The 22,208-nt window shown below is 38.4% G+C and carries 22 protein-coding genes and 6 tRNA genes; 2 read left to right on the top strand and 26 right to left on the bottom strand.

The window, feature by feature from the left end; all coding sequences use genetic code 11:
• Nucleotides 1-13: 13 nt before the first annotated feature.
• From HLX49_RS02205 to sigW, 4 genes are all read right to left on the bottom strand, one after another.
• Entirely contained in the window at nt 14-1,255 is a 1,242-nt protein-coding gene (locus HLX49_RS02205; protein ID WP_077706573.1) for a CdaR family protein, read from the bottom strand.
• Nucleotides 1,248-2,069, bottom strand: a complete 822-nt coding sequence (cdaA, locus tag HLX49_RS02200; RefSeq protein WP_077706574.1) for a diadenylate cyclase CdaA — start codon at nt 2,067-2,069, stop codon at nt 1,248-1,250. Before cdaA ends, HLX49_RS02205 begins: the two co-directional genes overlap by 8 nt.
• A gap of 490 nt (nt 2,070-2,559) precedes the next feature.
• Nucleotides 2,560-3,192, bottom strand: coding sequence for an anti-sigma factor family protein (locus HLX49_RS02195; protein ID WP_101932936.1), 633 nt, complete (start codon nt 3,190-3,192; stop codon nt 2,560-2,562).
• Nucleotides 3,193-3,207: 15 nt separating this feature from the next.
• A complete protein-coding gene (gene sigW, locus HLX49_RS02190; protein WP_073012397.1) occupies nt 3,208-3,771 on the bottom strand; it encodes an RNA polymerase sigma factor SigW in 564 nt (187 codons plus the stop codon).
• 146 nt (nt 3,772-3,917) lie between these two features.
• Between sigW and HLX49_RS02185 the strand changes: the two genes are divergently transcribed.
• A complete protein-coding gene (locus HLX49_RS02185) occupies nt 3,918-4,130 on the top strand; it encodes an aspartyl-phosphate phosphatase Spo0E family protein (protein ID WP_237342804.1) in 213 nt (70 codons plus the stop codon).
• Between the two features lie 77 nt (nt 4,131-4,207).
• Here the strand turns inward: HLX49_RS02185 and rocF are convergent, their stop codons facing one another.
• From rocF to HLX49_RS02095, 18 genes are all read right to left on the bottom strand, one after another.
• Nucleotides 4,208-5,110 carry an arginase gene (gene rocF / locus HLX49_RS02180; protein ID WP_101932937.1) on the bottom strand — a complete coding sequence of 301 codons (903 nt, stop codon included), beginning with the start codon at nt 5,108-5,110 and terminating at the stop codon, nt 4,208-4,210.
• Between the two features lie 424 nt (nt 5,111-5,534).
• Entirely contained in the window at nt 5,535-6,581 is a 1,047-nt protein-coding gene (locus HLX49_RS02175) for an ABC transporter ATP-binding protein (RefSeq protein ID WP_077706578.1), read from the bottom strand.
• Nucleotides 6,578-8,317, bottom strand: a complete 1,740-nt coding sequence (locus HLX49_RS02170) for an ABC transporter permease (RefSeq protein ID WP_296360682.1) — start codon at nt 8,315-8,317, stop codon at nt 6,578-6,580. Before HLX49_RS02170 ends, HLX49_RS02175 begins: the two co-directional genes overlap by 4 nt.
• A gap of 25 nt (nt 8,318-8,342) precedes the next feature.
• Entirely contained in the window at nt 8,343-9,356 is a 1,014-nt protein-coding gene (locus HLX49_RS02165; protein WP_101932938.1) for an ABC transporter substrate-binding protein, read from the bottom strand.
• Nucleotides 9,357-10,130 carry a 5'/3'-nucleotidase SurE gene (surE, locus tag HLX49_RS02160; RefSeq protein WP_101932939.1) on the bottom strand — a complete coding sequence of 258 codons (774 nt, stop codon included), beginning with the start codon at nt 10,128-10,130 and terminating at the stop codon, nt 9,357-9,359.
• Nucleotides 10,127-10,924 (bottom strand): sugar phosphate isomerase/epimerase family protein, encoded by a 798-nt coding sequence (locus HLX49_RS02155; RefSeq protein WP_147301641.1) that lies wholly within the window; start codon nt 10,922-10,924, stop codon nt 10,127-10,129. Before HLX49_RS02155 ends, surE begins: the two co-directional genes overlap by 4 nt.
• Complete coding sequence (locus HLX49_RS02150) at nt 10,921-11,748, bottom strand: PHP domain-containing protein (RefSeq protein ID WP_101932941.1); 828 nt, start codon at nt 11,746-11,748, stop codon at nt 10,921-10,923. Before HLX49_RS02150 ends, HLX49_RS02155 begins: the two co-directional genes overlap by 4 nt.
• 468 nt (nt 11,749-12,216) lie before the next feature.
• Nucleotides 12,217-13,326 carry a phosphomevalonate kinase gene (locus tag HLX49_RS02145; RefSeq protein WP_296360681.1) on the bottom strand — a complete coding sequence of 370 codons (1,110 nt, stop codon included), beginning with the start codon at nt 13,324-13,326 and terminating at the stop codon, nt 12,217-12,219.
• Between the two features lie 27 nt (nt 13,327-13,353).
• A complete protein-coding gene (mvaD, locus tag HLX49_RS02140) occupies nt 13,354-14,328 on the bottom strand; it encodes a diphosphomevalonate decarboxylase (protein ID WP_077706582.1) in 975 nt (324 codons plus the stop codon).
• A gap of 104 nt (nt 14,329-14,432) precedes the next feature.
• Nucleotides 14,433-15,401 carry a mevalonate kinase gene (gene mvk / locus HLX49_RS02135; protein WP_077706583.1) on the bottom strand — a complete coding sequence of 323 codons (969 nt, stop codon included), beginning with the start codon at nt 15,399-15,401 and terminating at the stop codon, nt 14,433-14,435.
• Nucleotides 15,398-16,687: a hydroxymethylglutaryl-CoA reductase, degradative gene (locus HLX49_RS02130; RefSeq protein WP_296360680.1), complete on the bottom strand. Its 1,290-nt coding sequence runs from the start codon at nt 16,685-16,687 to the stop codon at nt 15,398-15,400. The genes mvk and HLX49_RS02130 overlap by 4 nt, the downstream gene beginning before the upstream one ends.
• Nucleotides 16,688-17,441: 754 nt before the next feature.
• On the bottom strand, nt 17,442-18,215 hold the full coding sequence (locus tag HLX49_RS02125) for a DUF2785 domain-containing protein (protein WP_296360679.1): 774 nt from the start codon (nt 18,213-18,215) through the stop codon (nt 17,442-17,444).
• Between the two features lie 210 nt (nt 18,216-18,425).
• A tRNA-Lys gene (locus HLX49_RS02120) sits at nt 18,426-18,501 on the bottom strand.
• 86 nt (nt 18,502-18,587) lie between these two features.
• Nucleotides 18,588-18,662 (bottom strand) — tRNA-Gln (locus HLX49_RS02115).
• 11 nt (nt 18,663-18,673) lie between these two features.
• A tRNA-Tyr gene (locus tag HLX49_RS02110) sits at nt 18,674-18,758 on the bottom strand.
• A gap of 44 nt (nt 18,759-18,802) precedes the next feature.
• Nucleotides 18,803-18,878 (bottom strand) — tRNA-Thr (locus tag HLX49_RS02105).
• Between the two features lie 2 nt (nt 18,879-18,880).
• Nucleotides 18,881-18,956 (bottom strand) — tRNA-Val (locus HLX49_RS02100).
• Between the two features lies 1 nt (nt 18,957).
• A tRNA-Glu gene (locus tag HLX49_RS02095) sits at nt 18,958-19,032 on the bottom strand.
• Between the two features lie 317 nt (nt 19,033-19,349).
• Between HLX49_RS02095 and fabI the strand changes: the two genes are divergently transcribed.
• The gene (gene fabI, locus HLX49_RS02090) at nt 19,350-20,126 is read left to right on the top strand and encodes an enoyl-ACP reductase FabI (protein ID WP_296360678.1); all 777 of its coding nucleotides are present in this window, start codon (nt 19,350-19,352) and stop codon (nt 20,124-20,126) included.
• Nucleotides 20,127-20,210: 84 nt separating this feature from the next.
• On the opposite strand, the gene HLX49_RS02085 is transcribed toward fabI, so the two are convergent.
• From HLX49_RS02085 to HLX49_RS02070, 4 genes are all read right to left on the bottom strand, one after another.
• Entirely contained in the window at nt 20,211-21,131 is a 921-nt protein-coding gene (locus tag HLX49_RS02085) for an N-acetylmuramoyl-L-alanine amidase (RefSeq protein ID WP_296360677.1), read from the bottom strand.
• 66 nt (nt 21,132-21,197) lie between these two features.
• A complete protein-coding gene (locus tag HLX49_RS02080; RefSeq protein ID WP_101932948.1) occupies nt 21,198-21,422 on the bottom strand; it encodes a phage holin in 225 nt (74 codons plus the stop codon).
• Between the two features lie 19 nt (nt 21,423-21,441).
• Nucleotides 21,442-21,714, bottom strand: coding sequence for a hypothetical protein (locus HLX49_RS02075; RefSeq protein WP_073012430.1), 273 nt, complete (start codon nt 21,712-21,714; stop codon nt 21,442-21,444).
• Between the two features lie 79 nt (nt 21,715-21,793).
• Entirely contained in the window at nt 21,794-22,204 is a 411-nt protein-coding gene (locus HLX49_RS02070) for a hypothetical protein (protein WP_296360676.1), read from the bottom strand.
• Nucleotides 22,205-22,208 lie beyond the last annotated feature (4 nt).

The raw sequence follows: 22,208 nt of genomic DNA, 5'->3' as shown, positions 1-22,208 counted from the left end.
AATAAAAAGCTAATCACGAAGTTTCATTAATTTCTATGGATGCTTGCTCAAATTCTGGTTCAACCGACAAGCCATCTGGTGATTCCACATTAATAGAAACGTCATGTGTACCTGGTTCTAAATCTTTAACATCAATAAACACTCGAAAGTCTTCCCGATTTAACTCTGCTATATCTGATTGTTTTCCTGTAACTGTTAATTTCATCTCTGGATCAGCTGGATTTTTAAATGCCACTTCCAGATCATCTTGTAATCCTTCTATTTCAATTGGTACTTCCTCTAACACCTTTGTCTGTTCCAATTCAACAGTAACTTCAACCTTCTTTCCATTAGAAACAGTTGCACCATCAGGTAATGCTAAGTTTGTTTCTATTGTACCCGATTTCTTAATGTCCGCTAAATCAATTTCCTCCGTAGAAACTTTTTCTAAATCTTTTAGTATACTGCTTCTCGCAAACACTTCCACTTCCTCTACATTAGCAGAAATCGTGGATAATGCATACCCCTCAGGAGGCTCGCCAGTTGTCTGGACGCTAACCGGTACTTTTTTACTTGGATTAGTAATGTTTGCTGAAATAACTACATTTTCTGGCTCTACATTCACACTCAATTCATTGCCTTGGCTATCGTAGACATTTACAGGAACTTCTCGATTATCAATCGATTCGTCTAAGCCACTTACATCGACATAAGCTTTGACAATACCAATTTTTTCAATTACACTTTTGGCACTCGTAATTGTTACCTTCTGCGGACTTACTTCATAATCACCAAGCTCATACCCATCTGCCATGTCATCTGTATTTATAAAGTCAACTTTTACTGGAAATTCTTGGGTGGATTTCTCTTCAATCATTACATCTACTCGTTTCGGCTCAATAAATACATCTAGTTTATCAGAAATATCATGTTGAAGCTCTACGGTATGTTCACCAGCCTCCAACTCTTGTAAATCTACCCATACATCAAAATTCCGATTACGTAGGGTTGGTTGTAAAACAGCTGCTGACCCTTCTAACGTGACAGAAACATACTCTGGAACACCACTAACTACATACTTTTCACTATCAATATCTATATTCACGGGAACTTCATCCAGTGTTTCTAAATTTTGCGTCTCATCTCCAGAAGGAAATGTGGAATCGCCATTATTTGGTACACTATTTTGATCAACCGTTACAAAGATATAAAAGAAAACGGCAAAAGCTAATGAAACGACACGGACAAACCACTTACTTCGAAACCAACTATCCATTTTTGTTTGCCCTCCCTTTTTTTGACTTTTTTTCAGGGGCTTTCAAACTTAATGATAGGTTCTTGTGTAATAAATCTCTTAAGCTTTCCTGACTTAGCTCTCTATGTAGCTCGCCATTTTTCGTGCAAGATATATCACCCGTTTCTTCGGATACTACAATGGTTAATGCATCTGTAACCTCACTAATGCCCATTGCAGCACGGTGCCTTGTTCCTAACTCTTTGGAAATAAAAGGACTTTCGGACAAAGGCAAGTAGCATGCTGCAGCAATGATTTCGTCACCTTTTAAAATAACAGCACCATCATGCAATGGCGTGTTTGGTGTAAATATATTTGTTAACAGTTGATGTGTTAGTTTTCCATTAATGGGAATACCTGTTTCTGCATAGTCTCCTATTCCTGTTTCACGTTCAATGGTGATCAGCGCACCAATTCGTCGTTTAGCCATATAATTACAGGATTGGATAATGGCATCAATATTCTTTTCAATAATTTCTTCTTCCGAGCGAGCACTTCGTCCAAATATATTGCCACGCCCTAATTGTTCCAATGCCCTACGCAACTCTGGTTGGAATAGAATAATAATAACGATAAGCCCCCAGTCAATCGCCTGGCTTGTAATCCACCGCACTGTTTGTAAATCCAAAACAATGCTTAACAACCACACTGCTAGTACCACTGCAATCCCTTTAAGAAGTTGAATAGCCTTCGTACCTCTTATCAGCATGATTAATTTATATAAAACATACCAGACGAGAGCGATATCTACGCCTATCCTAAGGAGCTGTATTAGGTCAAATCCCCCATCAAGCATGATGTACACATCCTCTACAGTATTTTCTTATTGCATGTTATATGCAAGCATATATATAATGCTTCATTCAATCTATTTTTGTTAGAAAAACTTGACTTGTCGCCAAGTCTTATGATGGAAGCCACTATAAACCCTAGAAACCTTTATACTTTCTTATAGTGTAAGACTTGGTTTTATTACCGAAGTTTTGATAAAAAAAGGTGTAAATTCCTTCTGCTATAGAGCGTTACATTTTACACTTTCTTATAGTAAAAAATAAGACCTTATAACATTCCTATTGTAACATAAAAGACCCAATATGATGTATGATTTTATCGATATGAACACTTCTATAAACGATAACTCCTTTTTCAAAGGAGTGGATATCGTAAGAAAAACATGGCTTATCTCCAGCCAAGTCTATATGGCGGAAAATAGCTGTCGTTTACTACACTTATCGTACGATAAAAAACCTGAATTCGGAATTTCCGTTTTCAGGTTCATCATCCTATTAAAATGAGAAGATATTTTCGAACAATTCCTTAATGGAATACCACACCCACTCAAACATTTGATCTACATGTTCTATCTCTCCATTGATTTCACCAACAGAAGCCATCAAACCATCACCTTCTATCGGTTCTTCAATGAGCTCACCATTAATTAACGTAACATTTCCATCAATCGTCCCGTTAATAATGAGGTCGCCATTTTTTACGACTAAGTCCCCTTCAACCGTCACATCAGCAGGTACAATTACCGTATCCCCTTGAATAACTAAATTATCCTGTTTAGAGACACTTAACTGATTATCTTGATTCCATACTGAAAACATACCGCTAATCATAAAAATAAAAAATATCGCTGCCGCAGTTAAAATTGGATGGGCTTTAAACCATCTTCTATATTTAAATCGCTTCCGCTCAGTCGGAAGATTATTCATCACATTTGCAGTGAAATTAGCAGGGGCTTTTATTTGTTCTGTGCTTTGCAAAAGTGTAATCGTACGTTTTAAGTCATGAAAATGTTTTTGACACGCCTCGCAATTCTCCAAATGCGCGCTGAGCGCCTGCTCCTGCTCTTTTGTAATATCTCCATCTAAATAACAATGCATCAATTCTACTGCTTCTTTATTACAATTCAAGTGAGTCACACTCCTTTACACGTGACGAAGCTTTTTCCTTAAGGTTTCCCTTCCACGATGAATACGGGTTTTTACAGTCCCAAGTGGAATATCCAGGATTTCACTAATTTCCTGGAGGGAAAATTCTTCAATATACCGCAACATTATGATACTGCGATACTTCGGAGGAAGCTGTGAAATTTCGTAATGAATATAGCGCTTAAGCTCAATCCCTTCGACTTCTTCTTCTGGTAGTCTTCCCTTATCGGCTATCTGGGAATACATATTCAACCCTTCCGTTCCTTTTACCTCTGCATCTAGATAATGATCTGGTTTTCGTTTACGAATACGGTCTATCGTTAAATTCGTTGCAATTCGATATAACCACGTCGAAAATTTCCTTTGATCATCAAAAGAATGGATATTGACATATGCACGAATAAAAGCCTCTTGCGCTATATCTTCCGCCTCGTGTGCATTACCAAGCATGCGAAAACAGTGCTGGTAGATCCTATTTTGAAAGAATGAGACCACATCTTCAAAAGCGGATTGATCTCCTTTTTTCACTTGTTTAATTCTATCTTTAATCATTTCATCCATATTGGTACCTCCGCTTTACTATGCGGTAATATTGTTACGAATTAACCGATCAATAGGTTTCAAAAAAAATTAATAAAATGTAAATATTTATGATTGCAAATTTCCCACTACTATCCTACCATTATACTAGATAGGAGGATAGATTTGTGAGTAATTCTAATTTATTGGAAAGAATTGAAATGAAAAGAGAAAAAATGCTCTCTCTCAGTAACTCGCATGCATTGACCTCTGAAGCAGTAATTAACTCAAGTGTTGAATTAGATGCATTAATCTTGGAATATGTAACAACAACGAACTATAATAGGAAAAATTTTAAAAAACGACTACAAAAAAATGACACTTCTTCGTACGATTATTAAATTTAAAAAGAGAGACTATAGGGTAAAAAAGACATGAAAAAATCATGTCTTTTTATTTTAACATATTTTTACAAACTTCACTTTAATTTTTCGCCAAATAATGAGCCCATTAAACCGACAGCAAGCGTTGCCGTTTTATTTTTCTCATCTAGAATTGGGTTGACTTCCACAAATTCGGCGGACGTAATGATTCCTGCCTCTGCTAACATTTCCATAGCTAAATGACTTTCACGATAAGTCATTCCACCAATAACTGGTGTACCTACTCCTGGCGCCTCAGACGGATCAAGACCATCTAAGTCTACGCTTACATGCACTCCATCAGTACGAGGACTTAAATAAGCAACCGCTTTCTCGATGACGTTCGACATCCCTAACCGATCTACTTCATGCATGGTATAAACTTGTATTCCCTTCTCACGTATTAACTCCCTCTCTCCAGGATCGAGGGAACGAGCTCCAATAATAACAATGTTTTCTGGCTTTACCTTAGGTGAGTACCCTGCAATCGATGTTAACAGTTCATGACCGAAGCCTAAGCTTACAGCAAGTGGCATTCCATGGATGTTACCAGATGGAGAAGTCTCCTTCGTATTCAAATCCCCATGCGCATCATACCAAATAACTCCAAGCTGTTCATAATGTTTAGCAATCCCTGCTAAACTTCCGATAGCAATGCTATGGTCACCACCAAAAACTAACGGAAAATGGCCTTTTTTTATTGTTTGATCAACCATCGTTGCTAATTTTTCATTTGCTTCAACTACTTGAGGTAAATTCTTTAGTTGGTAACTTCGTCCCGTTTCTTGTTTGTCAGGTCGAGTAATACCAATGTCACCATAATCATGTAACGTATACCCCAATGCTTCTAACCTTTCCACCGCTCCAGCATAACGCATTGCACTCGGCCCCATATCTACCCCACGTCTACTCTGCCCCAAATCCATCGGAACCCCAATAATTGATATCGTTGATTTCATGAATAATGCCTCCCTTCTCCTTTATTGTAGACAAACGAAAGGTTGTGACTCAACTCAACACAAAATTGCATATATATGCAAAATTCTTATACTATAAACCTTAAACTTTTATACCTTCCTATAGTGTAACAAAGGAGAAAGCGACCGTTTAACAACGTAGCGACTGGAACGAATCAACTAAAGGTTTAGTAATCATGGTGATGCACGAACCAACGATGACTTATCGTAGAGCATTTCGTGAAGTCGCCTAATTGCTGGGCGATGGAGCCGGATGAGGCTTTATTCGGTTATGTTATAATACACAAGCCACCAATTTTATGCTTTCTTATCTTATAACCAAACAACGAGCAACCACATTATACATGGCTGCTCGTTGCTATTTTATAGTGTATGAAACTTCTTTTCCACTTACATTATTTTTATATCAACTTTCATCTGAAATCATCGGTATAAGTGCAACTTCCTCACCTACATGATATTGTTCTAGTATTGGAGCATGAGCAATAATTACCTGTCCATTTACTTCAATGGAGTAATGATATTCTTTGCCTTGAAATTGCTTTGTTTTAATCGTACCCGTTAATTCGTTAGCAATTTTTGGCGATAACTTCAATTGCTCTGGCCTTAAAATATACATTTGCTCCCTTTTTAACGCTTCTGCTATTCCCCAATCTTTCCAAGTTACCTTTCCTTGCTGTAGCTGAAATACATCTTTTTTCCATTCACCTGTAAATATATTTGCTTTTCCAACAAATTTTGCTACAAAAGGCGTTTCAGGATGATAGTAGATTTCTTCTGGTGTCCCTATTTGTTCTATTTTCCCTTTATTCATCACAACAATTCGGTCCGCCATCGCTAACGCTTCGCCTTGATCGTGTGTAACGTAAACAATAGAAGCTTTTGTTAAAGCATGAAGTCGTTGAATTTCACGACGCATATCCATACGTAGCTCGGCATCTAAATTGCTCAGCGGTTCATCCATTAGTAATAACTTAGGTTTGGGGGCAATTGCCCGTGCCAGTGAGACACGTTGTTTTTGCCCACCTGATAATTCTCCAGGCATGCGATCGGCAAATTCTTTTAAATTCACAGTTTCTAACACCTCTAAAATACGTTTTTCCTTAGCAGATGTAACTGCTTGATCAGCAAACCTGTGATGATCAAGCGGAAACGCAATATGCTCCTTCACATTCATGTGCGGCCATAAAGCAAAAGACTGAAAAACCATACTCACATTCCGCTTTTCTGGGGCAACCACCTTTTTTGCATTAGCTACTTCTGTACCCGCTAATGAAATTGTGCCATCTGTTGGTGAGTCAAAACCTGCCAATAATCGCAACAACGTCGTTTTTCCACAACCCGAAGGTCCTAAAATGGCAAGGAATTCCCCATCTTTTATTGATAAGTTAATATGATGAAGTGCTTGAAAACCATCAAAGCTTTTCTTTAGATTTTTGACTACGGTACTCATTTTCGCTTATCCACCTTTCTGTTCCAGCTATACTGAACAGCAAATAGTAACAAATATCCCATAATAATTAGCCCAACAATAATTGTGGAGAAGGCTGTTGCATATAAAGAATATCCAGATTGCTGAAAACTCAAAATCGACACCCCTATCGTCTCAGATGTAGACGAGTATAATATAGAAGAAACAGTTAATTCTGCTAATGCATTCAGAAATACAAGCAGCGCTCCCCCTAAAACACCTGGAGTAATTAACGGAATAAGCACCTTTTTCCATTTACCAAATCCATTCGTTCCACTTATTCGCGCAGCTTCTTCCACCTCTATATTTACTTGTTGAAAGGCGGTAACACTACTTCTAATCTGTAAAATAAGAAACCGCGTCATGTATGCAATATAAAGGATGAGCGCAGAACCATAAATCCCTGGGTTCCAACCAGGTAAAGGCTCCATCCATGCGAAAATCATCGCTAAGGCTAGTACCATTCCTGGTAATGCGTATGGAATAGTAATAGCTGTTTCCATTATTTTTGTCGTTGCACCTGAATTACGGACGCGCTTGTAAGCAAATGCAGTGCCAACGATAATCCCTACTACGGCTGTAACACCTGCTAGTTGAATACTATTTATAATAGCCTCCAACGTGGAATTACTGGTTAAAATATAGGCATAATTTTTCCAAGAAAAATTCTCCCATGCAAAATCCAATCCATAGGCACGCAAAAACGATAGCAGCCCCATTGAAATAAGAGGAAAAATACTCGTTACCGCAAAAAACAGCCAAATCACGATCTCTACGATTGGTCGCTTTTTCCCCAAATCATATCTAGGAGAATGATCGACGCTGCTTGTCTCCACTTGCTTGGACTTTCGCAAAACAAGCCATTGAAAAAATAATCCTACGACGGCAACAACGCCTAAAATCATGGAAAGAACGGCCGCACGTTGAAATGCGGAAGTACCAAAGCCGATTACTTGCTGATAAATATATGTAGATAAGACTGGAATATCTGCTGGTGTTCCAAGAAATGCAGGTATACCAAAATTATCTAAACTTCCTAAAAAAGCAATAAATGAGCCGCCAACAATTCCTGGCAACGCCATGGGAAGAATAATTTTTCTAAAAGCTTTCCACCGGGATGAGCCTGAAATTTGTGCGGCTAATTCCATTTCTCGTGGTATTTTCCGAAACACATGGACAGAAAACAAATACACTAATGGAAAATGACTAATCGCCATAACAAAAATGATGCCTGACATACTATATAAATCCCACGATATTGCGGGAAGAGATACATAGGTTAACATTCGTTCCATTAATCCACCAGGTCCAAAGAATTGCACCCATGCTAAAGATGTAATATAGGAAGGTATAATGAAAGGCAAAAACACAAAAAGCTGCACAAGCTTTTTCCAACGAATATTTGTATACGCCACAATCCAAGCAAAAGCTGTTCCTAAGATAAAAGCAATTGCCGTCGACAGCACTACAATAATCATCGTATTTTGTAAAACTTCCCATGTCCTTGGCTCTCGTAATATATCCTTGTAAAATTGAAGCGTTATTCCTTGATCGGATGAAAAGCTCTTCCATATTAATCGAACGATAGGAACGATGAAAAAGATAACTACTACGATTAGTCCGATCGTTTTCGTTGATAGTTGAAATAGGTTTGTAGGGGACGCTTGGTGCTGCGTTCCCCTATTATTTGTTTGCGACTTTCCTAGCAATCTTCTCAATACAATCACCTACAATTGGATAACCTTAGTTAGAAAACAATTGATCGAATTGTTCCTTATCGGCTGTACGATTTTCATACAATTCTTGCACAGGAGCAGATATAGCTTTAATCTCTTCAATTGATTTTAAGCCTTCTGGTGGTTCAATGCCTTCACGAATAGGCGTGTAACCAATTTCCGCCTGCATTTTTTGTCCATCTTCAGATAAAATAAAATCAACAAATGCTTTTGCCGCTTCTTCTTGATCCGTATCTGCCATAATGCCTACAGGTTCCGTAATTACCGGCACTCCTTCATCTGGATATACTAGCTCTACAGGTGAACCTTCACTAGCTGCTCGCGCTGCTAAATAATCTACAACCATTCCATATGTTTTTTGCCCAGAAGAAACGTTTTCCATTACTGCTCCATTTCCTTCTGTAATCATTGGGGTATTTGCTTGTATTTTCTCATAAAATTCCCAACCAAACGCATCATTACGAGTTAAAACACTTAAATTATATGCAGCAGCGCCAGAATATAACGGGCTTGGCATCACTACTTGCTCTTTCGCTGCTTCAGAAGTCATTGCGTCCCATGAAGTCGGCATTTCACTCACATTACCTGTATGGACGACTAAACCTGTAGCCATAATTTTTGTTCCTGTATACATACCATCTGCATCAACAAATTCATCTGCAATATCTTCTGCTTCTTTTGATTGATAAGACATAAGCAGCTCTTCTTGCTTCAAACCTTCAAATGTTACTGCATCTGCAACTAATAACACATCTGCTTGTACTTCTCCTGCTTCTTTTTCCGCTTTGATTTTACTTACTACTTCTTCTGTGCCCGAACGGAAGATGTTAACTTTTACATCTGGGTGTTTTTCATTAAACGCACCTACTAATTTTTCTGCGTCTACATCTGGTTGAGAAGTGTAAAATTCCACTTCTCCACGAATGGTATTCTCTGCGTCTGATGTTTCTTCTTTTTTATCGCCACAAGCTGCTAAAAATAGCAAGACCAATGCAAAAACAATAACCATTACTTTTTTCATTTACTTTACCTCCTTAAAATATTGAAACCAACGAGTAAGTTGATCAATTCTCCTTTTCTTTGTGTGTACTAACTCAATAGGGGAAATGGTAATAAACCCTTGCCGCAGCAGATCATAATCGGTCCCTTCATTAAGCTCTAATTCATGGTAATTATCTTTTAACCAGTAGTATATTTGACCATGTGGATCATTTAACCCCGTAAAGTTATATCGAGAGACGGTTAAATCCATTGGCACAACGCGCACTCCTTTACACAACTCTTTCGATGTATAAGGAAGATTTACATTTAACATCAAATTTTTCGGGATCTTATTTTGAATAATAACCTCTACAACTTGATAGAATAATTGTTTAACAACGTCGAATTTTATTTTTCTACTATCAAATGTCTCCAACGATACAGATATCGAAGGAACTTGGTATAACATCGCTTCTTGTGCAGCAGCAATCGTTCCTGAGTAATATAAATCTCTTCCAACGTTAGGGCCAATATTAATTCCAGAAAATACGATATCTGGCTCGCCTTCTAACACATCCATCCCAAGCTTTACACAATCTGCAGGGGATCCATTGACTGCATAGGCTTCTGCCGTAGAAGAGAAGTCTACTTTTTTTAAATTTAATGGTTGACGTAATGTGATTTTATGACTATAGGCACTCTTTTCCGTGTCTGGACAAATTACGGTTACCTTACCAAAATGGGAAAGCAACTCAGCTAACGCCTTCACACCAGGTGCAAAAATGCCATCATCATTTGTAATTAATATGTTCAAGCATCTATCTTCCTTTCAAGCCAGTGATGATGATTCAAATACGCTATATGTTGTTTTAAAAATGCTAATTCCTTTGTTGTATCCATTCCTTCTAACACAATCGGTTTATCTATCTTACTAAAATAAGTTAGAACCCGATGTAGCTCCACGCTCCCTTTTCCAAGCGGAACATGATATTGCGTTTTCGTAGAATCGCTTAAATGAATGCTATTCACATGTTGAAGATGTTCAAAATAGTTAATGGGATCATCCTGTAAAGGGACATGGGCGATATCTAAGGTAACGCAAAGCTCTCCATTTAACTTCGCTTGAAACTGTGTCATTTGTTCTGGATATGTCAACATTTCTTTTGGAATAACTTCCATTAATTCTTGAGATAAAGTAACCTGCTTCTCTTTTGCGTAATCTAAAAGCAATTGCGTGTTGGTTACTAAATTCTCCTGATGACATGCGGTCAAATAATTTTTAACGGTATATTTTCCAGGGTGAAATGTCATGTGCAAAGCACCTAATTTCGCAGCCAGATCAATCGATTTTTTCAACTCTACGATGGACTGCTGCTGAATACCCTGATTAAGCGAACAAATATTTAAATCCCAACTAGCAGCATGTAATGTGATATCCACTTGCTCCGCTTTAGCAGTTTCTCTTATATCCTCCGGACTAGCTTGATGATAATACATATGCTCTGCCCACATTTCTACTCCAATACACCCATATTGTTTAGCAATGTGTATCACTTCCTGTGGATGAAAACTCCAGCATAAGGATGAAGAAATATAAAATGTACTCAAGATTCTTCAGCTCGCTTTATCCAGTAGTTTTTTGAATCCGTGTCTAATTGCACACTTCCAATGGCAATCTCCTTCTTCTTTCTAGCGCTTGTTCCGTGATAGTCCGATCCGCCTGAAACGAGTAACCCATATTGCTTCGTAACTTCTAGCCAATAGACACTATCCTCATCAGAGTGCTCGGAGTGATAAACCTCAATTCCATCTAATCCATACGACAGTAATCGTTGCAAAGGAACGGACGAACGATAAATAGCTGGATGTGCTAAAAATGCTTTCCCTCCACATTCATGCACTAATTGAATGGCTTTCTCTGCAGAAAAAGCAACACGTTCCACAAATGCGGGTTTCCCTTTTTTTAACAGTGCTTGATAAGCATCATCTGCAGTAGGAAAATAACCTTGTCTTACGAGCTCTGCTGCAATATGCGTTCGTACAATCACATCGCCAGGTACATGTCGCCTAACATCTGCTAAGGAGATCGCATATCCTAGATCGTTTAATTGAGAAACGATTTTGGCAGCCCAGTTATTACGCTGTTTTGTCCTCCAATAGATGTGCTCTGTCATTTTAGGATGTTGCGGATCGAAGCAATAACCTAAAATATGCAATTCACCGTCGATACCATCCGTATTAAGCTCTATTCCTGGCACCAATGATATTCCTACATGCTCGGCTTCAGGCAAAGCAGTATGATACGCTCCGATGGCGTCATGATCCGTTATCGACAAAATTCGCACCCCTTTTGCACTCGCCTCCTTAACGATTTCTTTTGGAGTTAAAGCACCATCTGAAAAGGTGGAATGTATATGTAGCTCTGTCTTCATCTAATTCCCTCCCTCGTTTAATGCCTACTTTAAGTATAGTTAACAATTATGAAGGTAGATTAAAGGTAAAATTAAATAACAGCTACATTTTTGTAAATAAAAGTTAACATTCCATTATTTAACCTAAATAATGGAATGATCTTCGCAGCGCTTGCCTGCTGGATTTTTTGCCTTTATTCTAAATTGGCGATTTTTACTATTAAATGAATGTAAATTTTTTACTCGAAATTAATATTACTATCTTTTTTGTGCTTTGAATGTAAATGGAATGTAAATATTAAAATGAGGTTGTAAACATGACAAAGTATGCCCTATTGTAGGAAAGTAAAGAGAGACGATTCATGAAGAAAACACATGTAACTCATGCGAACCTCACTGATTCTAAAGAAGTTTTATTCCAGATAGGAATAAAACCCTAACACAAAAAGCGCATGGATGTTGTCCACGTACAACATCCATGCGCTTTTATCATTTCATTTCATTTATATATTTGATGTCACTAACCACTGCTCCATGCGGATAGGGATGTAACGCGAGTGGTTTTATCCCTGCTTTTTCCCAGGCTGCTAATACAGCCTCCGCAGCTTGGTTAGAAGGCATAAAAGCAATGCCACAATCGCCTCCACCAGCTCCAGAAGGCTTCCCTGAACCTCCAAATTGTTCCGCTATATCACAGAGTGTCGTTAATAACGGTGTTTCAATAGCAACATTTGCATCCCGTCCAACAGCTGCTAGCGCGTGGCGATTTTCTTTTATCCCTTGAAGCAATAACTGCGGGTTGTTCTGCTTCATTCCTGCCAACACATTCGCAACTGCCTGCTCACTATGCCTAATAAAGCTAGTAAATCTTTTAGAATTGGTTGTCTTTAACTTTAAAATTTGCTCCACCAGTTTTTTGGTAGAAGCTGGTTTTCCTGTCCAACCGATACAAACATGAACAGAATCCGGCAATGAAATAGGCTCCAAAGAAGCATACTTCCAATCTCGATGAATGAGTTCCGTTAATGTTTGTGATTCCTCGTACGCTTGCCGAAGCCATTCCGCCTGAAATGAGGAATAGTTTAGGAAACCACCATAAGAAGAAGCAGCGACATCGGCTCCCGAACCGTTACCTTGCGTTACAACATGAGCGATCGCTGCTAATTGATAAATGAGCTTTGCTTCTGGTTTCTTAGGCATAAACTTATTTAAAATGGCGGAAATAACAGATGTAGAGACAGCAGCGCTTGAACCTAAGCCATATTTCACCCCTGATTCATCATCAAGTTCGCTTTTGATCGTTAATTCAAAAGGGGGTATCGCAATATGCTGTTCATTTAAATAGTTACATGCCGTTGTCATAGATGTTTGAACAAATGTCGTTCTTTTATCTTTAGAATAAAGTTCAACTTTATCCCCATTATATTCCCAACCTATATTTTGTAATTGGAAATCAATTAAATGTAAATCGTTTGTTGCACTATCTTTTATCGTTGCATAAACAAAACGATCTACAGCCATTACAACTAATTGTTGATACGGCTGTAGTACAGCAAACTCCCCCGCAACCATTAACTTTCCGGGGGTTTTAATTATCATAGATGATTGTGGCAATAGATTCAGCCCCTATATATACGTAATCCCTTGACCTGGTTTACTCAAACGAATATCTGTAACACCTTGTAATTCGCCCAATGTTTGCTCAATATATGCTTCATGCTCAGGTAAATAAAGCACCTTTACATTAGGGCCAGCATCAATCGTAAAATAAACAGGTATACCTTGTGAGCGCATTTCCCAAACTTTTTGCATCACTACTAGCGTCGTGTCATGCCAATATGTAAATGGGGGTTTTGCACCTAACGTCGTCGCATGCATCTTCATACAGTTTGCCTCAGCAATTTCACCGACTTGTTGAAAATCACGAGCCTTAATTCCTTGTTTTATTTCCGCTAAATCATAGGAAATACTATCCAGCCAGCCTTGAAAAAATGGCGATGTTTCAACTGTTCTACGCATTCCCGCACGACTAGAAACACTTTTTTTCGTCGCAGATAACACCACAGCCGCCACACGAATATCCCAATAATTTGCTGGAGCAATAGGTATAGCGTAAGAATCTTCTCCGTCTTCACGCATCCCCATTTCCCACTCTGCAAAACCACCATAAATAGATCTACAAGCTGACCCGGAGCCTCGACGAGTTAATCTAGAGAGCTCTTTCTCTGATAAATGTAAACCTATGGCTTTCGATCCAGCCGCTGCTAACGCGGCAAACCCAGAAGCAGAGGAAGCAAAACCGGCGGCAGTTGGCACTTCATTCACCGATGTTACATTAGCAAATAGCTGTTTACCTGCCATTTGTCTTATAATATCAAGAAATGCCGTTACCCGATTGTACTGCTCTCCGGATGCGATTTGCTCATCTAATATGAATTGATCTTGGGAAAGCGACTCATCAAATTCCACTGTCGTTGTAGTATAATAGCCATCTAAAGTAAGTGACAAACTATTATTCGTAGGTAAAATAATCGCTTCATTTCGCTTTCCCCAATATTTAATAAGGGCAATATTTGTATGCGCCTTTGCAGTTGCTTTCATGGTCATTCCCCTTCTGTTTACGCTCTTCTTAGAAAAACTTGACTACTGCCATAGTTTTTATGCTGATAAAACGCCGATACGATATTATTTTCCTATAGTGGAAATTAATGATCTTGGCTCTCTTTCAACACAAATGGCCATACTGCATGTGCGCCAAATGTTCTCAGTTTCTCCGCTAATTGTCTGGAATGAACTTCATTTTGGGCAAGGGCAATGATACAGCCACCATTACCTCCGCCTGTTAACTTAGCTCCGAGCGCGCCTTCTTGTCTGGCAAAATCGATTAAACGATTTAACCCAGTGTCGCTCACACCTAAAGCTTCCAATTCTTTTTGCGCTTCATTTAGCATATGCCCCAAGATATGCTTTCCTTTTTTCTCCAAAGCCTGTTTTGCATCATGCGTCAGTTTTCCAATTCGTTCTAGTTTACGCTGAATTCGTCTTGGCGCGGTTTTTAATAAATTTGCTACGGACTCCACTGCTAGACGCGTATCTCCTACACGACCAGAATCCGCTACAACAAAATGAAAGTCCTCACTTAAGTGAATAAAATCAATCGGGTGTTCCTTTTCATACCAGACAGGGGACTGTGATGTGATTGTCAATGTATCAATCCCTGACGGAGCCCCGTGTGCAAACGTCTCCGCTATATTCGCCAGTTGCAGTAATTCTTCATCTGTATAATCCTCATCAAAATAAGCAAATAAGGATCGGACAACGGATATCGCCACAGAAGCACTGGAACCTAACCCTTTACCAGGTGGAATCGTTGATGTAATGCGTATAATCATATCCTCACAGGCTATATTTAAATAATCCATCGTACCTTCAATGCATTTTACAATACCCTCTAATGATTCTGGTGCATCAGCAATAGAGCCATGATAGAAAGTTGTATCAATTTTGACCGGTCCTGGGAAATGTTCAACGGCAGTCTCTACACCTACCAATGGAAATGGAATAGCAATAGCCGGTTGTCCGTGTACAACTGCATGCTCTCCAATTAAAATTAGTTTACTATAAGCTACACCGATAGCTGTTTTTTCTGTGGTTGTTACTTTTTCTGCACTCATTTTATATACTCTTCCACCAGTTCTTTAGCTTTGCCAACACGGATTTCGTTTATTTCTACTAATTTTTTCGACACGATATCAATCAACTCCCCAGTAGCTCCTGCTGCTATGGCAACAGAACGAGAATGTAAAGCCATGTGGCCTTTTTGTATACCATCGGTAGCTAACGCTTTTAATGCGCCTAAATTCTGTGCGAGACCGACTGCAACAATTACCTGTGATAGCTCTTGGGCAGACGATACATGTAATATATCTAACGCAGCCTTTGCCATTGGGTGAACATTGATAGAACCCCCAACGATCCCAACAGACATCGGCAACTCCAATTCACCTACAAGATTTCCCTCTGCATCAACAGACCACGTTGTCATTGAGGTATACTGTCCATCACGAGCTGCATATGCATGCGCACCTGCTTCAACCGCACGCCAGTCATTTCCTGTTGCAATAACAACCGGATCAATCCCGTTCATAATTCCTTTGTTATGCGTAACTGCTCGATACGGATCAGACGCAGCAAATTCGTATGCGTGAATGACGCCGTCTCTTACTTCTTCGCCAGAGAAGTCACCTGTTTTCAACAAATGAGGCGGGACTGTACAAGTAGCACGAGCTAAGCACCGATCGGCTAAATTCGACAATATGCGCAAATACACCTTCCCACCAGTCAACGCTTCTACTGTTGGAGCAAGCGATTCAACCATTGTATTAATAATATTTGCTCCCATAGCATCACATGTATTAATGTATAAGTGAAGAACGAGCATTTGCTGGTAGCTCGACGTAGCGTCTTCATTAAGTATCCTTACATCGATTTCTTTTGCGCCACCACCACGTTTCACAATGCTTGGATAAGAAGCATTAGCCTGTTCAATTAATGCGTCTTCCGCGTAAAGTAGAGCAGCTTTTGCTTTGTGAAAATCTGTACATCCAACTACTTGAATTTGTCCAATCATTACTCTTTCCGTAGCTTCCGTAGTAAAGCCTCCTGCTTCACGTACAATTTTAGCAATATGACTAGCAGATGCTACAACAGATGGTTCCTCAATAACCATCGGCACTATATATTCTTTCCCATTTATAAGAAAGTTCAATCCTGTTCCTAAAGGAAGGGGAAAAGTTCCAATAACATTTTCGATCATGTTATCAGCTGTATCAAGCGGAAGAGGTTCTGGTGAAGAAAGGACATGAAAAGCTTCTTCCGTAAACGCCTCCACGTTTTTTAGCAATTCTCTTCGCTTTGTAACTGTTTGCTTATAAAAACCAGGAATTCTGGAAGTCTGCATCGCCGATCATCCTTTTATATTAATATACACAACATCATATCTTAATTTTAATGTGGGCAGGTTAGGAAAACTTGCTTATCACTAAACAATGATTAACGTAAATACTTTATTCTCCTAATAATGTAACAAAAGAAAAAAGGAAATATGTCTTAGGTTTTTAACAACCATCTTGTACATAAATTCAAACAAACGTTTGAAGAAATTACAATTTTCATTTCTCCAATGCTTTTAATTAGAATTGGTTATTACGTTATTACGTCAGACGCTAAGTAAGCTATTAGCATGCCCTCAAATATTTTACCATCTTTATGCCCTCTCGCCAATCATGCTCTACGCATAATAAATAGTATCTCTATTATATAAAATCCATATGCAATTATCCGCTAAAAAAGGATGGGCAATGAAGCATGTATATACCAGTATCTCTAGCTTCTCTATTTTCTAGCACGATCAACATTTATATAAGTTTTAACGGTTCTTTGTAAAAAGAATAACGTACGTAGAGCCTAAAACATATGAACACGTTTTTATAGATATACATTTCTATAAAAAGTATATCATGATTTTGTACATTATATTATAAATTTGATTGGTTGTAGTCTAAACAAACACATAATACCACAGTATTGTTATGAATTTAAAGTAAAACTAACCGTTGTATAATAGCAACTATGAACAACAGCATATAAAAAATATAACAGCGCCTTATTACTAGCTATGTAGCTGTGGTTTTACCCATCCATTCTATGTATTTTTAATTATTTTGCTGGTATTTATCTAAAATGGCTTGCCTAGATGCTGAAAATTCTCTGTGTTTTAACAGAGCTATGTATAAGGAATAACAAAAAAGTTTCACATTCCATTCAATACGGTATCTTTTATGAGAGAGATGGAGTTCTACTTCTAAATCTTCAATCCAATTGCGTAATTCTATATCTTTCATACCTTTTTTAATTAAAGCTTCCATAACTTGAATGAGACGTTCGTCTTCTTCATCAATATAAGGATATTCAACCAAAACACATGTCCTTATTGCAGGAAGACATGCTTTTGTTTGGTTGACGTCAAATTCAGGATGTAATACACAAGTAGCTAGCAGATCACTACCATGTCCAATGCTATGTGCCCAGCCTTTTTCTTTAACATAACCACGATAGTCCTGTTCTAATAACAAGTATTCTATACCTACATGAATGGCCTGCAATACGAGCTCACTAGATAAGTTTCTAGTTGTTGCATCCTTATATAAAATTGTAGCTATTACAAGCGCTGAAAATGAGCGAGTAAACACGCTATCTCCTATCGTTTTATCTTCTATATTAAAAAACAGGTACTGTTCACTCATGCACTTTTGTAAAATATATATTGTTTGCTCTTTCGTTACGTAATCTTTCAATATCAGTTTAACGAAACTATTGTAAATAAGATCGTCTCGTATTTCAGGATCAGTATGTCCGATGTTTTCAAGCATTTCTTCTAGTAAAGAATCTAATTGACCATCTGAGAAACGATACGTATCAATATCCAAAAAATCCCGCATCCTATGAAGGTATGTACCCACCCTATCACCACACATATACAATATTTGTTCTTGTTTTTCCCATTCCTGATTTAAATCGTTGACATAACCATATGTAGCAGATAATAATAGAAGGGTTTTTTATATTAAAAAAAACAAGGTCACTAACATGTCGCAACCTTGTTTGTAATTATGTAGAAATATGTAGATTTAAAATATTGGTGAGCCATGGAGGATTCGAACCTCCGACCCTCTGATTAAAAGTCAGATGCTCTACCAACTGAGCTAATGGCTCCTATTCATTGCATTCCAGTTATAATGTCCATTCTAGCCAATTGCTCTATTACATATAGGTTAGAAAAGTCCCTTAAAATAAAAAAATGGCTGGGCCACCAGGATTCGAACCTGGGGTACACGGGATCAAAACCCGATGCCTTACCGCTTGGCTATGGCCCAACAATTTTAAATGGTGGAGGGGGAGAGATTCGAACTCCCGAACCCTGAGGGAGCGGATTTACAGTCCGCCGCGTTTAGCCACTTCGCTACCCCTCCAATAGTATGAACACATACAATAATCTTTATTCATTTTTTTAAAGTGGTGCCGGCCAGAGGACTTGAACCCCCAACCTACTGATTACAAGTCAGTTGCTCTACCAATTGAGCTAGGCCGGCAATGGTGGAGGATGCAGGGCTCGAACCTGCGACCCCTTGCTTGTAAGGCAAGTGCTCTCCCAGCTGAGCTAATCCTCCATGGTGACCCGTACGGGATTCGAACCCGTGTTACCGCCGTGAAAGGGCGGTGTCTTAACCGCTTGACCAACGGGCCAGGATGTTTTCATCTTCCAGTTCCCTTTTCGAAACTGACGAATTTTATTATACCTAGTTCTATATCATTTGTAAAGGGAAAATGTAATTTTTTTTAATTTCTTTTTTAAACCTTTTCAAATCAGCTTTTATCTTGTCAAAATAATGCGCATAGCTAACGGTTTCTTTCAAAACGAGGATTAGGTTATAATAAAAGCATTAAAATACATGTAATGAAGCATTTAAGTGCCATGTACTATTTTCTTTGTGAAAATAATTCCTTATGATAAACTTGAGGCACTTTCATGCTCGATTAAAAAGGATATTGGAGGTACGTTAATGAGTAACTTAGTAGAAGGTAAAAATATTGTCATCATGGGCGTTGCCAGCGAACGAAGCATCGCTTGGGGTGTAACGACTTCATTACATAAAGCCGGTGCAAATTTAATTTTCACATACCGTCAAGATAGATCTTACGGTAAGCTAACAAAATTGCTCGAAAAGCATAACATTGAAGCTAAATGGATCGTCGAATGTGATGTTGCAAGTGATGAAAGTATTACAAATGCATTTGCTACTATTAAAGACAAGGTAGGAGTCATTCACGGTGTTGTGCACTCTGTAGCTTTTGCCAATCGTGATGAGTTAAAGGGAGAATACGCAAATACGTCCAGAGAAGGATTTCTATTAGCACATGAAATTAGCGCTTTTTCATTAGTTGCTGTTACAAAAGCTGCTAAAGAGCTCATGACAGAAGGTGGCAGCATCGTCACACAAACCTATCTCGGTGCAGAAAAAGTCATTCAAAATTACAATATCATGGGCGTCGCCAAAGCTTCCCTTGAAGCAAGCGTCCGTTATCTTGCTGAAGACATGGGCAAATATGATATTCGTGTCAACGCAGTTTCTGCTGGTCCTATCCGCACATTATCCGCCAAAGGGGTTTCCGGATTTAATGAAAAACAAGGGCTTATTGAAGAAAAAGCACCTCTACGAAGAAATGTAGACCAAGATCAAGTGGGAGACGCAACATTATTTTTTATGAGCGAGCTATCACGCGGCGTAACTGGAGAAGTCCTCCATGTGGATTCTGGATATCATATTATTGGTGGCTAATAGGAAATCAAAAATATGAAAAGAGCGGAGTTTTCTTCCCCGCTTCTTTTCATATCCTATCCACTCTATTCCATCTACTTCCATCTACTTAGAAAAATAACGTACATAGTTTGAATTTCCGGTAATATATAACCCAGACTTTAACTTATACATTTTAGTTCCATTTACATATAATTCATCATTTACCGTAAACACCTCTCCTTGGTGCACTATTTCGTATTTTGCGTCCCAGTCAGGAGCATTATATACCCATAAACTAGCAGTAATTACTTCTACAAAACTTGCACTTCCTGAAGGGACTCCACTAACGACTAGTACTTGTCCAGGATAAATGATGTCATCGGTAAGGTTATTTAACGCCTGTAACTTGCTAACAGTCATACTATGTGCCTGTGCAATCCCCCATAATGAGTCTCCTGCTTTAACCGTATACGTAGTCCCGCCTCCCTCTGGCTGTAATCCCAAATATGCAGCAATAGCATCTGCTAAAGCTTTTCCAGTAAGGTCCATCGTCGTATTATTGCGCATTTTGACAATATCAATGGTAGAATCCATAAATCCACCTTCAATGAGAATAGCGGGCATTATGGACTCCCGAAGCATATGAAAATTTGCCGATTTTATACCTCGATCACGTAATCCCATCGCCCCGACAATACTTGGATGAATAGCTCTTGCTAAAGCTAATCCACTAGATGACCCCGGATAGTAATACGTCTCTGTTCCTGTCCAAGAACCCCATTGCCCGGTATTCGCATTGTGATGATAGGATATTAAAATATCTGCATCAGCATTATTTGCTACATTCGTTCTTGTCGTTAACGGCACATCTGTATCTCCTGTAGGATCGTCCATCCGTATAACAGTGGTATTCGCATACCTATTTAAATACTTGATAGCCGCAGACACAACTTTATTATTAAATGTCCACTCCCTTTCTCCAGCAGGGCTTCGTTTACCCGGCGTATGCATTCCATGCCCAGCACCAATAGCGATTTTTGTCATTGTAAATTCCTCCTTTTAATATAATGTATTAAAAAGACAGCTTGCCCGATTGGACTAGCCGTCTGTCTATTTGGTAAGGTTTGACCTTTGTAGCACTTCTTTTTGTTGCCTTCCCCTAAGCGTAATATAATTATTTTTAAACCATGTCCACACAGAGACTATAAATGTAACTCCATATGCAATAACTTCCTCTTCCAACAGCGGTATAGGCTGTAAGTTGTAATTTACTAAAACGGCATTGACCCAAACTATCGCTAACGCTATTGTTCTAACCACCGTACCTTTATCCATACGTTTACCTCCCTTTCGTTTAAATATATTGTCCAATCAAAATTAACAGTGTAATAAAAGCAAAAAGCCACCCACCCCAAAGGCGGATAGCTTCCAACACCGTAAATTTTCCTTCTGTTTTTGCTTCCATTCTCTCTACCTTTTCTTTCACAACCCCTAGCTCTTCGCGTAAACCATTATATTTCTTAATCATATTTCGTGTCTCTTGCATCTCATGTCGCAAATCTTTAAACTCACCTTGAATAGCCGCAATTTGCTCAAATAATTCTTTATTTGTGTACCATTGAGACATAATTACCTCCTTTCATTCTAAAACACCTTACTTTAGATGGTGCAACAACCAATCTATAACATGGGTTTTAATAGTAATTTTATCCTTTGTTTGTTTGAAATGCATCATAAAGATAAGCATAATCAATTGCTTTTTTTCCTGACCACTGTACGTCTGCATCTTCCAAAGCACCCTTAACTGACTCAAGATATACTTCATCATTATTATCATCAATTATTATTGTTTCTTGATAAAATTCACTCAACACTTTTTGAAAATTATCCATATCTCTAATATCGTAATAACCATCATTAATAATAGGCTCACCTTTTTCATCGACATTACTATAGTCCTTTTTTAACTGTTTTTCTTCCTTTATTACTCTTTCTAACTCAGAAGTTAACTTCTCTCTTAATCTACTACGATGGATAGATTTTAAACCTTTTAAAGGTAACTCATCCAATATATTTATACTGTCAATTAGTTTGATCTTATTGATTTTAATTTTCATAACT

It is taken from the genome of Virgibacillus sp., from assembly GCF_013393565.1.
GTDB classification, from domain to species: domain Bacteria; phylum Bacillota; class Bacilli; order Bacillales; family Amphibacillaceae; genus Virgibacillus; species Virgibacillus dokdonensis.
Note: the sequence above shows the minus strand (reverse complement) of the source record. Positions and strands in the feature narration are given on the sequence as shown.